This window comes from Kitasatospora purpeofusca (assembly GCF_000718025.1).
Lineage (GTDB): Bacteria > Actinomycetota > Actinomycetes > Streptomycetales > Streptomycetaceae > Kitasatospora > Kitasatospora purpeofusca.
This window is the reverse complement of the sequence record NZ_JODS01000008.1, coordinates 102,062-116,137: the sequence shown is the minus strand read 5'-3', so window position 1 is coordinate 116,137 and position 14,076 is coordinate 102,062. Positions and strand designations below refer to the sequence as shown.

Sequence of the window (14,076 nt, the reverse complement as noted above, 5' to 3'; positions counted from 1 at the left end):
CCATGACCGACGCGACCGACGTGACCCACCTGCACGAGCACGAGCACGACGAGCTCCCGCTGGCCGGCGGCTGCGGCGACGGCTGCGCCTGCGGGGACGGCGAGGGCTACGAGACCGGCCTGGACCCCCAGCTCGCCGAGCTGCTGGAGGAGGCCGGCCTGGACCCGGTCGAGGTCGAGGACATCGCGACCCTGGCGCTGGCCGAGGACCTGGCCGGCGGCGAGGACGTCACCTCGGTGGCCACCGTGCCCGCCGACGCCGTCGCCACCGCCGACTTCACCGCCCGTGAGGCGGGCGTGGTGGCCGGCCTGCGGATCGCCGAGGCCGTCGTCTCGCTGGTCTGCGAAGAGGAGTTCGAGGTCGAGCGGCACGTCCAGGACGGCGACCGGGTCGAGGCCGGCCAGGTGCTGCTCTCGGTCCGCTCCCGCACCCGGGACCTGCTGACCGCCGAGCGCAGCGCGCTCAACCTGCTCTGCCACCTGTCCGGCATCGCCACCGCCACCCGTGCCTGGGCGGACGCCCTGGAGGGCACCGACGCGGTGGTCCGCGACACCCGCAAGACCACCCCGGGCCTGCGCGCGCTGGAGAAGTTCGCGGTCCGCTGCGGCGGCGGCGCGAACCACCGGATGGCGCTCTCGGACGCGGCCCTGGTCAAGGACAACCACGTGGTCGCGGCCGGCGGCGTCGCCGAGGCCTTCCGGGCCGTCCGGGCCGCCTACCCGGAGCTCCCGGTCGAGGTCGAGGTCGACACCCTGGAGCAGATCGCCCCGGTCCTGGAGGCCGGCGCGGAGCTGATCCTGCTGGACAACTTCACCGTCCCGCAGCTGCGCGAGGCGGTCGCCCTGGTGGCCGGCCGGGCCGAGCTGGAGGCGTCCGGCGGACTCACCCTGGCCACCGCGCGCGAGGTCGCCCAGACTGGTGTCCAGTACCTGGCGGTGGGCGCGCTGACCCACTCCTCGCCGATCCTGGACATCGGCCTGGACCTGCGCGCCTGACCGTCCGTCCGGCCCGTTCGCCCGTTCGCCCCCGGTCCTCGACGCAGAAAGCACCCGATGCTGCTCACCATCGACGTCGGCAACACCCAGACCACCCTCGGCCTGTTCGGCGGTGAGGAGGTGGTCGAGACCTGGCGGATCTCCACCGATCCGCGCCGCACGGCGGACGAGCTGGCGGTGCTGCTGCACGGCCTGACGGGCTCGCAGGGATCGGGTACCGCGATCGCGGACGCGAAGGTCGAGGGCCTGGCGATCTGCTCCTCCGTCCCCTCCGTGCTCCACGAGTTCCGCGAGGTGGCGCGCCGGTACTACGGCGACGTCCCCGCGGTGATCGTGGAGCCGGGGGTGAAGACGGGGGTGCACGTCCTGATGGACAACCCCAAGGAGGTCGGCGCCGACCGGATCGTCAACGCGCTGGCCGCCAACCACCTCTACGGCGGCCCCTGCATCGTGGTCGACTTCGGCACCGCCACCACCTTCGACGCGGTCAACGCCCGCGGCGACTACGTCGGCGGCGCGATCGCCCCCGGCATCGAGATCTCGGTCGAGGCGCTCGGAAACCGCGGCGCCCTGCTGCGCAAGATCGAGCTGACCCGCCCCCGCAACGTGATCGGCAAGAACACCGTCGAGGGCATGCAGTCCGGCATCCTCTACGGCTTCGCCGGGCAGGTCGACGGACTGGTCGACCGGATGGCCCGGGAGCTGTCCAAGGACCCCGACGACGTCCAGGTGATCGCCACCGGCGGCCTGGCCCCGCTCGTCCTCGGCGAGGCCGGCTCCCTCGACGTCCACGAGCCCTGGCTCACCCTCATCGGCCTGCGCCTGGTCTTCGAACGCAACCGCCCCAGCTGACCCGGGGGACCCGCCGCAGCGTCCGATCGTGGGGGCTCGGCGCGACACTACCGACAAATCGGATATTCCTCACGTAGTGTCAGCCCATGCCTACGCCACACGGATCGCGCGGCGGCATGGCCTTCAGCGCCGACGAAGTCCGCGTGCTGCGCCGCGCCCTCGCCCAAGCCCTGCACCCCGCCGTCCCCGTCCACTTCCAGCTCCCCGACCGGCCGCTGTACGCCGATGCGGGCGCCGCCCTGTGGGCCGAGGACGTCCAGGACGCACTGCGTCTGACCGAGGCGATCGACGAGGCCGTCCAGGAGGGGGGCCGGCTGCGCGCCTTCCTCCTCGCCGACCTCAGCCGCTACCGGGCCGCCCTGCCCGGCAGCGCCAGCGGCTACCTGGAACGGCTGGAGGAGGCGGTGACCGACGGCTACCTCCCGGGACCGGAGGACCTCACCGCGCTGCGCGGACTGTCCCGCCAGCCCTGCGGCCAGCACGAGCGCTCCCGCCGCTCCCGGCTGGCCGGACGCTGCCACGCGCTGGCCGAGGCCGCCGTCCGCGAACGGCTCGCCCTCACCAGCGGCCAGCGCCACCTCGTCGCCGTACCGAGCCCCGCCGCACCCCCGAGCAGTCCCCTCATCCCTGTTGGAGGACGGATCCCGATGAGCAGCACCGAGCACCCCGCCGAGCAGCCCGCCGCCGCCCGCAAGGGCGCCCCCCGCGGCCCGCAGGACCAGCAGCCCGCCCGGCCGCACCGGATGCCGACCCCCGCCGAACTCTTCGGCCGCCGCCCCAAGGCCGCCCCCCACCCGGACCGGCCGGTCCACCCGGCCGCGCCCGAGGACCTGGAACTGGCCACCGGCACCGGCTGAGCCCGCACCGCCACCGCCTCCCGGGGAGGCCGCGCCGCACCGAGCGGCCCGGCCTCCCCGGTCCATCTGTCGACAATGCCGTTCCCCGGGCCGATCGTTCGGGTCACAACTCGATAACCATCACCGCGCGCGCCGCCGGATCGCTCCCGTCCTGTACGAATTGATGGGCGATCAACCGGCTTGACGTCAGGCCGACCGTCCATAGGGTCGCGGGGACACCCCACGATCAAGAGGACCCCCGTGAACTCGACCCGCACGCGCCGGGTGCTCGGCTCGGCCGCGGCGACGGCCGTCGCCGCCCTGTCCGTCGGCACGCTCGCCGTTCCCGCCCACGCCGCGGGGCCGACCCTCAGCCTCGACGTCGGCGCCCTGATCCAGATCCAGGGCGAGCCGACCACCCAGCCGCAGTTCGGCGAGAACGTCTTCGTCCGGGTCGGCCGGACCGGCACCGCCCCGGTCCCGGGCGCCACGCTCACCCTCGACACCACCGGGCTGGTCGGCGTCGCCGAGCTCACCGCCTCCGGCGGCCGCTGCGTCACCGCGGCCCGGGCGATCACCTGCGACCTCAACAACCTCAGCAGCCCGAACGTCAATCTCACCGACCACCTGTGGCTGAGCGCGGTGCCCGGGGTGAAGCCCGGCACCAAGGGCGTGGTGCGCGCCGCGCTGACCGCGCCCGGCGCCGAGTCGGCGTACAAGGAGTTCGCGGTCGAGGTCGGCGGCGCGGTGTTCCGGACCGCCGAGATCCCCCTCAAGGAGCACGCCAATGTCGGCAGCACCTTCTCCCCGCCCGTGCGGTTCGCCAACCGCGGCGGCGTCTCGGCCGCCCGGGCGGTCGTCGAGGTCATGCTGCTGCCCGGGCTGAAGGTCGAGAACTGGCCGTCCAACTGCGAGTACGCCACCGACCCGGGCCAGCTCGGCAAGGAGGGCTTCGGTACGCCGATCGCGACCACGCACGCCATCTGCACCGTCGAGGGCCAGGTCCTGCCCAACGAGCCGGTCCGGCTGAACGGCCTCGACCTCACCGTCACCTCCGAGGCCGAGTACACCTTCGCGGACTTCTCGGTCTTCGCCGACGCGAACGCCGCCGCCGCGCAGGGACCGGCGCTGCGCCAACGGCTGGCCTTCCAGCGCGGCACCGGCGCGCCCGCCACCCTGACCCGCGACTCCGCCGAGGGCATCCCCTCCGGCTACCCCGACATCAACGGCCACTTCACCGAGCAGGAGGTGCTCGCGGACAACGGCGCCGACTTCGGCCTGACCGGCACCTGGGCCCCGGACGCCTCCGGCCGCGCCGGAACGCTCACCGTCACGGCCGCCAACCGGGGCCCGGCCTCGATCTTCGACCGCAGCGGCGGCGAGGGCACCCCGTTCGTCCGGATCCAGCTGCCCGAGGGCGCCACGGTCACCGACCTGCCGAAGAACTGCCGGGCGAACAACCGCGTCCTGGGCGAGACCCAGGACCACCCGCTCAACAAGTTCGACTGCGAGGCCTTCGGCTTCTTCATGGCCAACGGCGCGTCCAGCAGCCACGTCCTGGGCGTGCAGCTGGACGAGGGCACCGTCCCGCTCTCCGCCACCGTCTCCTTCCAGAACCAGCACAGCGACCTGGAGGAGGGCTACCCGAGCGCCCCCATGAGCTGGGACCCCAACCCGGAGAACGACCGGATCAAGGTCGCGCTGCGCTCGCTCCCCGCTCCCGGGCCGACCGTCCCGGACCGCGGGGCCGGGACTCCGGTCGAGCCGGTCTCGCCGGTCGTACCGGCCTCGGTGGCCGACTCCACCGGCTCCGGCTCCGGCAGCGGCACCGGGACCACCGCGACCGGCAGCACCGGTGGCACCGCCGCCACCGCGACGACCGGCAGGACCGGCACCGGGACGACCGGGACCGCGGGCACCGGCACGCCCGGCCTCGCGGACGGCGGCGAACTGGCCGACAGCGGCCGCGGCGACGCCGTCCCGCTGGCCTGGGCCTCCGCCACCGCGCTGGCCCTGGGCGGCGCCGCGCTCCTCACCTCCCGCCGCCTCGGCCGCCGGCGCTCCTGAACCCGTCGCGCGGGGCGGGGGCGGCGTACCCCGGCCCCGCCCCGCGCGGCGCGGTAATCCCGTGGCGGAGCACCACCGCGGGCTGGCTACCCTGGTGGGGTGAGCGATCAGAGTCCCATCACCGCGACCGACGACCTTCCCGAGCAGATGCGCGTCCGGCGCGAGAAGCTGGACCGGCTCCGGGCGGCCGGCATCGACCCGTACCCGGTCGGCTTCCCCCGCACCAGCACCATCGCCGACCTCCGGGACAAGCACCCTGACCTGGCCCCGGACACCGCGACCGGCGAGCGGACCGGCATCACCGGCCGGGTGATCCTCTCCCGCACCGGCGGCAAGCTCTGCTTCGCGACCCTGCGCGACGGCTCCGGCGACCTCCAGGTGATGCTGTCCCTGGACAAGCTGGGCGAGGAGCGGCTGGCGGCCTGGAAGTCCGACATCGACCTGGGCGACCAGGTCGGCGTCGAGGGCGAGGTGATCACCTCCCGGCGCGGCGAGCTGTCGGTGATGGTGGACCGCTGGGAGCTCACCGCCAAGTGCCTGCGCCCGCTGCCCGACAAGCACAAGGGCCTGACCGACCCGGAGGCCCGGGTCCGCCAGCGGTACGTGGACCTGATCGTCAACCCCGAGGCCCGCGAGATCCTGCACCTGCGCTCCAAGGTGGTCCGCTCGATCCGCCGCACCTACGAGGAGCGCGGCTACATCGAGGTCGAGACCCCGATGCTGCAGCCGGTGCACGGCGGCGCCAACGCGCGTCCGTTCAAGACGCACATCAACGCCTACGACATCGACCTCTTCATGCGGATCGCCCCCGAGCTGTACCTCAAGCGGCTGGTGGTCGGCGGCGCGGAGAAGGTCTTCGAGATCAACCGCAACTTCCGCAACGAGGGCGCGGACTCCACCCACAACCCGGAGTTCACCTCGCTGGAGTCGTACGAGGCCTACGGCGACTACGACACCCAGGCCGAGCTGATCCGGGCCACCATCGTCAACGCGGCCCGGGACGCGCTGGGCACCACGGTGATCAAGGGCCTGGACCCGCACGGCGTGGAGCACGAGATCGACCTGGCCGAGCCCTGGGCCGAGGTGAGCGTCTACCCCGGCATCTCCGCGCACCTGGGCACCGAGGTCACCCCGGAGACCGGCGTCGAGGAGCTGCGCAGGCTGGCCTCCGAGCACGGCATCCCCTTCGAGAAGGAGTGGGGCCACGGCCAGATCGTGCTGGAGATGGTCGAGCGCCTGCTGGAGGAGAACGCCGTCCGGCCGACCTTCATCAAGGACTACCCGACCGAGGTCTCCCCGCTCACCCGCCAGCACCGCTCGATCCCGGGCGTGGCCGAGAAGTGGGACCTGGTCATCTTCGGCACCGAGATCGGCACCGCCTACTCCGAGCTGATCGACCCGGTCGAGCAGCGCGCCCGCCTCACCGCGCAGTCCCTGCTCGCGGCCGGCGGCGACGTCGAGGCGATGCAGATCGACGAGGACTTCCTGCGGGCCCTGGAGTACGCGATGCCGCCCACCGGCGGCCTCGGGCTCGGGGTGGACCGCCTGATCATGCTGCTCACCGGCAAGAACATCCGGGAGACCGTGCTCTTCCCGCTGGTGAAGCCGGAGCCCAAGGCGTCCGCCGGTACGGCGGAGCAGACCGAGGAGGAGTGACCTGATGGACTACGTCAGCGCGATCGTCCCACCGCTGGTCATGGCGATCGGCTTCGGCTTCCTGGTGCGGGCCATCATCCGCACCCAGGGCGGCGCCCAGAAGGCCAAGGAGGACCTGGTCGACTGAGTCGCCGCACGGCCGCCCGGCATCCGCCGGACGCCCCCGTCGCACCCCGCGCCGCCATTCCCGGATTCCGGGGGTGGCGGCGCGCCGGTTTCGCGGCACTTCACAAGATTTGCCCCGTTCACTCCCTATCCTGGCCGCACTATGGTCCGGCAACTCGGCGAACTTGAGAACGCCATCATGACCCGGGTGTGGCAGTGGAACCGACCGGTCACGGTTCGCGAGGTCCTTCTGGATCTGCGGTCGGAACGGGAAATCGCGTACACCACGGTGATGACCGTCCTGGACAAGCTGCACCGAAAGGGCTGGCTCCGCCGGGAGCGCGTCGGCCGGGCCTATCGATATGAACCGGTCTCCTCGCGCGAGGCGTACACGGCGGCCCTGATGAACGACGCGTGGGCCACCGGCGACAATCCGGCCGCGGCCCTGGTGCACTTCTTCGGCCTGATGTCGCCTGAGCAACGGGAGGCGCTGCGGGACGCCTTGCGGGTGGCCGCTCTGTTCCCGACCGATCCGGCGGCCCCGGATTCTCCGGAGCGCGGAGCGGAGAACGGCGCGGAGAGCGGGCCGGAGAGCGAACCGGAGAGCGGGCCGGATACCGGGGAGACCGGATCGGGGCCGGCACGATAACGTCCCGCCATGGAGGTCACCATCCGCCGGGCGCGGACCACGGACGTGCGGGCAGTGCGCAGGCTCATCGACACCTACTCGCGTGACGGGATTCTGCTCGACAAGCCCACCGTCATGCTGTTCGAATCGGTGCAGGAGTTCTGGGTCGCGGAACGCGACGACAACGGGACGGTGGTGGCCTGCGGCGCGCTGCACGTCATGTGGGAGGACCTCGCCGAGGTCCGCACGCTCGCCGTCGACGAGTCCTGCCGGGGCCACGGTGTCGGACACCTGCTGCTGGAGAAGCTGCTGCAGACCGCCCGCTGGCTCGGCGTCCGTCGGATTTTCTGCTTGACGTTCGAGGTCCCGTTCTTCGCGAAACACGGTTTCGTGGAGATCGGAGAGGCCCAGGAAACCGATGATGGTACGACAGACCCGGCGGCGATCGCTACGGATGTCTATGAAGAACTTCTCCGCTCGTACGATGAAGGTGTTGCCGAGTTCCTCGACCTGGAGCGGGTGAAGCCCAACACGCTGGGCAACTCGCGCATGCTGCTGCACCTGTGAGCCGCCCCCGGACGGTCAGGGGTTTGTGTTTTCCGGGAAAAGGCGCTTTCCTTTCCTTAGGCAATGGGTCGTTTAGCGGAAAGGGAAGCCCGTGGCACAGAGGGTGCAGGTCATTCTTGAAGACGATCTCGACGGCGGGTCGGCGGACGAGACGGTGACGTTCGCCCTCGACGGCGTTGCCTACGAGATCGATCTGAAGAGCGCCAACGCGGACAAGCTCCGCGGTCTGCTGGCGCCGTACGTCGAGAAGGGGCGCAAGCAGAGCGGCCGCCTCGCCGGCCCCCGCCGCGCGGGCCGCAGCACCGCCCCGCGCCCGTCCGGCAGCGTCCCGGACACCGCCAAGATCCGCGCGTGGGCCAAGGAGCAGGGCCTGGAGGTCAACGACCGCGGCCGCGTCCCCAGCAATGTGCGCGAGGCCTACGAGAAGGCCAACGCGGCCTGATCCGGGCACTGCCCGGTCGGCCGGACGAGCACGGTGCCCGGGGCACCCGCCGAAGCGTCCACGGCACACGCGCGGGGCGCGGAGGGATTCCCTCCGCGCCCCGCGGCGTACGCCCGGACGGCGCCGCGGCGGCCGGGCGCGGGCACGGCCGCCCGTTCGGGCAGCGGGCCGGGCACGGGCTCGGGCGGCGGAACGGTCACGGCCTGTGCAACGCTGGAGGGGCGAAGCGGTAACGCGGGCACCACCGGGATGGCGTACCGGCCACCGCGACCGCGGCTGACCGACCGTCAGCGGCGGCCGACTTCTCGCCAGGCGAACACCGCCACCGCGGAAACTGCGCGAGAACCGCCCCGATACCGGGTATGAATGCAGATGGACGGGGCCCGTGACCCTGTCCGGGGCAGTACGCGTGACCGGTCGGACGCCCACCGACTGCGCCGCGGCGGCGTTTGTTCGCCGATGGCGTAGCGGTATCCGGTGCATCCGGCCCGCGTGCGGGAACACCGTCTCCCAACATCGGGTTGGGATTGGTGTCGGCTGGTCGCGCAGCATGTCGCTCCCCGTGAGGGGAGCGAATCCGTGGGCCGCGCCGCTGAGCGGGACTAGCATGCGGAAGGACAGGGCGGGGACGGACCCCGAACTGCCCGACCGCTCTGAGGAGCGATAAACGATGTTCGAGAGGTTCACCGACCGCGCGCGGCGGGTTGTCGTCCTGGCTCAGGAAGAAGCCCGGATGCTCAACCACAACTACATCGGCACCGAGCACATCCTCCTGGGTCTGATCCACGAGGGTGAGGGTGTCGCCGCTAAGGCCCTGGAGAGCCTCGGGATTTCTCTTGAGGCCGTTCGCCAGCAGGTCGAGGAGATCATCGGCCAGGGCCAGCAGGCCCCGTCCGGTCACATTCCCTTCACCCCGCGGGCCAAGAAGGTCCTGGAGCTGTCGCTCCGGGAGGCCCTGCAGCTCGGCCACAACTACATCGGCACCGAGCACATCCTGCTCGGCCTGATCCGCGAGGGCGAGGGCGTCGCGGCCCAGGTCCTGGTGAAGCTGGGCGCCGACCTGAACCGGGTCCGTCAGCAGGTCATCCAGCTGCTCTCCGGTTACCAGACCCCCGGCGGCAAGGAGTCGGCCACGGCCGGCGGTCCGGCCGAGGGCACCCCGTCGACCTCACTGGTCCTGGACCAGTTCGGCCGCAACCTCACCCAGGCCGCCCGCGAGGCCAAGCTCGACCCGGTGATCGGGCGCGAGAAGGAGATCGAGCGGGTCATGCAGGTGCTGTCCCGCCGCACCAAGAACAACCCGGTCCTGATCGGTGAGCCCGGCGTCGGCAAGACCGCCGTCGTCGAGGGCCTGGCCCAGGCGATCGTCAAGGGCGAGGTCCCGGAGACGCTCAAGGACAAGCAGCTCTACACGCTGGACCTGGGCGCCCTGGTGGCCGGCTCGCGCTACCGCGGTGACTTCGAGGAGCGCCTGAAGAAGGTCCTCAAGGAGATCCGCACCCGCGGCGACATCATCCTGTTCATCGACGAGCTGCACACCCTGGTCGGCGCGGGCGCCGCCGAGGGTGCGATCGACGCGGCCTCGATCCTCAAGCCGATGCTGGCCCGCGGTGAGCTCCAGACCATCGGTGCCACCACGCTCGACGAGTACCGCAAGCACCTGGAGAAGGACGCCGCGCTGGAGCGCCGCTTCCAGCCGATCCAGGTCGCCGAGCCCTCGCTGCCGCACACCATCGAGATCCTCAAGGGCCTGCGCGACCGCTACGAGGCGCACCACCGGGTCTCGATCACGGACGCCGCCCTGGTCGCCGCCGCCACCCTGGCCGACCGGTACATCTCGGACCGCTTCCTGCCGGACAAGGCGATCGACCTGATCGACGAGGCCGGCTCCCGGATGCGCATCCGCCGGATGACCGCGCCGCCGGACCTCCGCGAGTTCGACGAGAAGATCGCCGACGTGCGCCGCGAGAAGGAGAGCGCGATCGACGCGCAGGACTTCGAGAAGGCCGCGTCCCTGCGCGACGACGAGAAGCAGCTCCTGCAGGCGAAGGCCAAGCGCGAGAAGGAGTGGAAGGCCGGCGACATGGATGTCGTCGCGGAGGTCGACGAGGAGCTCATCGCCGAGGTCCTGGCCACCGCCACCGGCATCCCGGTCTTCAAGCTGACCGAGGAGGAGACCTCCCGGCTGCTGCGCATGGAGGACGAGCTGCACAAGCGCGTCATCGGCCAGAAGGACGCCATCAAGGCGCTCTCCCAGGCCATCCGCCGCACCCGTGCGGGCCTCAAGGACCCGAAGCGCCCCGGCGGCTCGTTCATCTTCGCCGGCCCGTCCGGTGTCGGTAAGACCGAGCTGTCCAAGACGCTCGCCGAGTTCCTCTTCGGCGACGAGGACGCGCTGATCGCGCTGGACATGTCGGAGTTCTCGGAGAAGCACACCGTCTCCCGGCTCTTCGGCTCGCCCCCCGGCTACGTCGGCTACGAGGAGGGCGGCCAGCTCACCGAGAAGGTGCGCCGCAAGCCGTTCTCCGTCGTCCTCTTCGACGAGGTGGAGAAGGCCCACCCGGACATCTTCAACTCGCTGCTGCAGATCCTGGAGGACGGTCGCCTGACCGACTCCCAGGGCCGCGTGGTCGACTTCAAGAACACCGTCATCATCATGACCACCAACCTCGGCACCCGGGACATCTCCAAGGGCTTCAACCTGGGCTTCGCGGCCCAGGGCGACACCCAGACCGGGTACGACCGGATGAAGGCGAAGGTCAGCGAGGAGCTCAAGCAGCACTTCCGGCCCGAGTTCCTGAACCGCGTCGACGACATCGTGGTCTTCCACCAGCTGTCCGAGGAAGACATCATCCAGATCGTCGACCTCATGATCGACAAGGTGGACGAGCGGCTCAAGGACAAGGACATGGGCCTGGAGCTCAGCGTCGAGGCCAAGCAGCTGCTGGCCAAGCGCGGCTACGACCCGATCCTGGGCGCCCGGCCGCTGCGCCGGACCATCCAGCGCGAGATCGAGGACCACCTCTCCGAGAAGATCCTCTTCGGCGAGCTGCGGGCCGGCCACATCGTGGTCGTCGGTGTCGAGGGCGAGGGCAAGGAAGCGAAGTTCACCTTCCGCGGTGAGGAGAAGTCCGCGGTCGCGGACACTCCGGCCGCCGTCGCCTCGCCGGGTCCGGACCTGACGAAGTAGCAACATTTAACAGACAACATCAACGGTTAGGGCCCCCGGCGTTCGCGCCGGGGGCCCTAACCGTTTTTCGTACCCCCGTCGAAACTGTGATCCCAACCACGAACCGGCAGGTCGCTGGCCTGAACGGGGGCCGGTGCGGGTGCGATCGAAGCTGCGGTCATCTTTAATGACAATGTTGTTGACAGCACGTCAGCTGATACGGAGTCGCGGAGGATAGCGCTGTGGCCATGTCACGGTCAAGGTCTATCTTTTCCGTCCACGCTTGGATCAAATGTCGTCCACCTGTCTTTCATTGGTTTACCGGAAGGCCAAGAGCCGGACGGTTTGGGGAGGACGTCACAACGTTGAAGATGACCAGGAAAGCCGCTTCGGCCGCCTCAGTCGTGGCGGTCATAGCCGCGCTCGGCGCGGGACTGCTCCCGAGCACGGCGGTCGCCGCCGGCGCCGCCCCCGTCCCGCAGGACCCGGCCGACGCCGTTCAGACCAGCACTGAGCACAACATTCCCGGCCCGCTGACCGAGAAGGTCGAGGCCGAGCAGAAGGCCGCCACCGAGCAGCTGCTCGCCGGCACGGCCCAGATCGAGCAGCACGGCGGCGGCTCCAGCATCAAGCTGGGCAAGGACAAGTACGTCGAGCTGGCTCGTGAGCGTACGGACAAGATCTTCACCATCCTGGTGGAGTTCGGCGACGAGGTGGACAACACCACCAAGACCCCGGACGGCAAGATCAAGTACGGCGGCCAGCCCGGTCCGCAGCGCAACCAGATCGAGAAGCCGGACGCCGCGACCAACAACTCCACCCTCTGGCAGGCTGACTACAACCAGCAGCACTACCAGGACCTGTACTTCAACAAGTCCGGCGACTCGCTGAAGACCTACTACGAGAAGCAGTCCTCGGGCCGCTACTCGGTCGACGGCCAGGTCACCGACTGGGTGAAGGTCAAGTACAACGAGGCCCGTTACGGCTCGGACTACTGCGGCCAGCACGTCTGCGCCAACGCGCAGGACCTGATCCGCGACGCGATCAACACCTGGGTCGCCGACCAGAAGGCCAAGGGCCAGACGGACGCGCAGATCAAGGCCACCATCGCGCAGTACGACCAGTGGGACCGGTACGACTACAACCACAACGGCAACTTCAACGAGCCGGACGGTTACATCGACCACTTCCAGATCGTGCACGCCGGTGAGGACCAGTCGGCGGGCGGCGGCAAGCAGGGCACTGACGCCCTGTGGGCCCACCGCTCGTACGCCTACGGCACCGGCGCCGGCACCACCGGTCCGGACACCAACAAGCTCGGCGGCACCCCCGTCGGCGGCACCGGCGTCTGGGTCGGCGACTACACCATGCAGCCCGAGAACGGCGGCCTCGGTGTCTTCGCCCACGAGTACGGCCACGACCTCGGTCTGCCGGACCTCTACGACACCTCCGGCAGCGGCATCGACAACTCGGTCGGCTTCTGGTCGCTGATGTCGTCCGGCTCCTGGCTCGGCGAGGGCAAGAACTCGATCGGCGACATGCCGAACGACCTCGACGCCTGGAGCAAGCTCAAGCTCGGCTGGCTGAAGTTCGACAAGGCCAAGGCCGGCACCGAGTCGACCCACCACATCGGCCCGGTCGAGTACAACAGCGCGCTCCCGCAGGCGCTCGTCGTCGACCTGCCGAAGAAGGCCGTCACCACCACCATCAACAAGCCCTTCGCGGGCGCCAACGAGTGGTGGAGCGGCAGCGCGGACAACCTGAACGTCTCGCTGACCCGCGACCTCGACCTGACCGGCAAGGCCAAGGCCTCGCTGTCGGCCAAGGCCTGGTACGACATCGAGCAGGACTTCGACTACGGCTACGCCGAGGTCTCCACCGACGGTGGCGCCAACTGGACCGCCCTCGACGGCACCTACAACGGCGTCGCACTGCCGAAGGACCCCTCCGGCAAGGCTTCGCTGACCGGCAACTCGGGCGACAAGTGGGGCGACCTCGCCTTCCCGCTGGACGCCTACGCCGGCAAGGCCGTCAAGGTCCGCTTCCGCTACACCACCGACGGCGGCCTGCACCTCAAGGGCCTGGCCCTGGACGACATCGCGGTGACCGCGGACGGCGCCAACGTCTTCACCGACGGTGCCGAGAACGGTGACAACGGCTGGACCGCGAAGGGCTTCTCGCGCACCACCGGCTCGTTCACCAACGAGTACAACCAGTACTACATCGCGGAGAACCGCCAGTACGTCTCGTACGACCGCACCCTCAAGGTCGGCCCGTACAACTTCGGCTTCGCCGACAAGCCGCTCTTCGTCGAGCACTACCCCTACCAGGCCGGTCTGCTGATCTGGTACTGGGACGAGTCGCAGACCGACAACAACGTCACCAACCACCCGGGTCAGGGCCTGATCCTGCCGGTCGACTCGCACCCGACCCCGCTGAAGTGGAAGGACGGCACGCTGATGCGCCCGCGCATCAACGGCTACGACTCCACCTTCGGCTCGCGCCGCACCGACGGTCTGACCCTGCACAGGGCGGGCGTCGAGACGGTCGTCCCGAAGGCCAAGGGTGTCGACGAGTTCTCCGACCTGAAGTCCTACTGGACCAAGGACAACCCGTACAGCAGCGTCATCGTCCCGAAGACGGGCACCAGCATCGAGGTCGAGAACGAGTCCTCGAACTACCTGGAGACCTGGATCCGCGTCCGCCCGGTCGACAACTGATCGAACCGAGCTCTGACGCCCGGTCCGTGACCAGGCACC

The 14,076-nt window shown here is 70.3% G+C and carries 11 protein-coding genes; all 11 read left to right on the top strand.

What is annotated here, in order from left to right:
* The first annotated feature begins 2 nt into the window (after positions 1-2).
* The 11 genes from nadC (at position 3) to IF01_RS0114260 (ending at position 14,037) form a co-directional block, all read left to right on the top strand.
* On the top strand, positions 3-995 hold the full coding sequence (gene nadC, locus IF01_RS0114310) for a carboxylating nicotinate-nucleotide diphosphorylase (RefSeq protein WP_051741594.1): 993 nt from the start codon (positions 3-5) through the stop codon (positions 993-995).
* Positions 996-1,052: 57 nt separating this feature from the next.
* Positions 1,053-1,847 carry a type III pantothenate kinase gene (locus tag IF01_RS0114305; RefSeq protein WP_030393762.1) on the top strand — a complete coding sequence of 265 codons (795 nt, stop codon included), beginning with the start codon at positions 1,053-1,055 and terminating at the stop codon, positions 1,845-1,847.
* An 86-nt stretch (positions 1,848-1,933) separates the two neighbouring features.
* The gene (locus IF01_RS0114300) at positions 1,934-2,704 is read left to right on the top strand and encodes a hypothetical protein (protein WP_078879956.1); all 771 of its coding nucleotides are present in this window, start codon (positions 1,934-1,936) and stop codon (positions 2,702-2,704) included.
* A 240-nt stretch (positions 2,705-2,944) separates the two neighbouring features.
* Positions 2,945-4,750 (top strand): hypothetical protein, encoded by a 1,806-nt coding sequence (locus IF01_RS0114295; RefSeq protein WP_030393760.1) that lies wholly within the window; start codon positions 2,945-2,947, stop codon positions 4,748-4,750.
* Between the two features lie 99 nt (positions 4,751-4,849).
* Positions 4,850-6,406, top strand: coding sequence for a bifunctional lysylphosphatidylglycerol synthetase/lysine--tRNA ligase LysX (lysX, locus tag IF01_RS0114290; RefSeq protein ID WP_030393759.1), 1,557 nt, complete (start codon positions 4,850-4,852; stop codon positions 6,404-6,406).
* Positions 6,407-6,410: 4 nt separating this feature from the next.
* Complete coding sequence (locus tag IF01_RS50985; protein ID WP_030393758.1) at positions 6,411-6,533, top strand: hypothetical protein; 123 nt, start codon at positions 6,411-6,413, stop codon at positions 6,531-6,533.
* 141 nt (positions 6,534-6,674) lie between these two features.
* Positions 6,675-7,160 (top strand): BlaI/MecI/CopY family transcriptional regulator, encoded by a 486-nt coding sequence (locus tag IF01_RS0114280; RefSeq protein WP_030393757.1) that lies wholly within the window; start codon positions 6,675-6,677, stop codon positions 7,158-7,160.
* Positions 7,161-7,169: 9 nt separating this feature from the next.
* Complete coding sequence (locus IF01_RS0114275; protein ID WP_030393756.1) at positions 7,170-7,706, top strand: amino-acid N-acetyltransferase; 537 nt, start codon at positions 7,170-7,172, stop codon at positions 7,704-7,706.
* Between the two features lie 91 nt (positions 7,707-7,797).
* The gene (locus tag IF01_RS0114270) at positions 7,798-8,148 is read left to right on the top strand and encodes a histone-like nucleoid-structuring protein Lsr2 (RefSeq protein WP_030393755.1); all 351 of its coding nucleotides are present in this window, start codon (positions 7,798-7,800) and stop codon (positions 8,146-8,148) included.
* Between the two features lie 670 nt (positions 8,149-8,818).
* Entirely contained in the window at positions 8,819-11,338 is a 2,520-nt protein-coding gene (locus IF01_RS0114265) for an ATP-dependent Clp protease ATP-binding subunit (protein ID WP_030393754.1), read from the top strand.
* Positions 11,339-11,688: 350 nt separating this feature from the next.
* Positions 11,689-14,037, top strand: a complete 2,349-nt coding sequence (locus IF01_RS0114260; RefSeq protein WP_051755336.1) for an immune inhibitor A domain-containing protein — start codon at positions 11,689-11,691, stop codon at positions 14,035-14,037.
* Positions 14,038-14,076 lie beyond the last annotated feature (39 nt).

Excerpts from the sequence above, each read along its gene's own strand:
- IF01_RS0114260 (WP_051755336.1), top strand. The coding sequence starts at position 11,689 with ATGACCAGGAAAGCCGCTTCGGCCGCCTCAGTCGTGGCGGTCATAGCC.
- IF01_RS0114280 (WP_030393757.1), top strand. The coding sequence starts at position 6,675 with ATGGTCCGGCAACTCGGCGAACTTGAGAACGCCATCATGACCCGGGTG.
- IF01_RS0114305 (WP_030393762.1), top strand. The coding sequence starts at position 1,053 with ATGCTGCTCACCATCGACGTCGGCAACACCCAGACCACCCTCGGCCTG.
- IF01_RS50985 (WP_030393758.1), top strand. The coding sequence starts at position 6,411 with ATGGACTACGTCAGCGCGATCGTCCCACCGCTGGTCATGGCGATCGGC.
- IF01_RS0114275 (WP_030393756.1), top strand. The coding sequence starts at position 7,170 with ATGGAGGTCACCATCCGCCGGGCGCGGACCACGGACGTGCGGGCAGTG.
- IF01_RS0114265 (WP_030393754.1), top strand. The coding sequence starts at position 8,819 with ATGTTCGAGAGGTTCACCGACCGCGCGCGGCGGGTTGTCGTCCTGGCT.
- IF01_RS0114300 (WP_078879956.1), top strand. The coding sequence starts at position 1,934 with ATGCCTACGCCACACGGATCGCGCGGCGGCATGGCCTTCAGCGCCGAC.
- nadC (WP_051741594.1), top strand. The coding sequence starts at position 3 with ATGACCGACGCGACCGACGTGACCCACCTGCACGAGCACGAGCACGAC.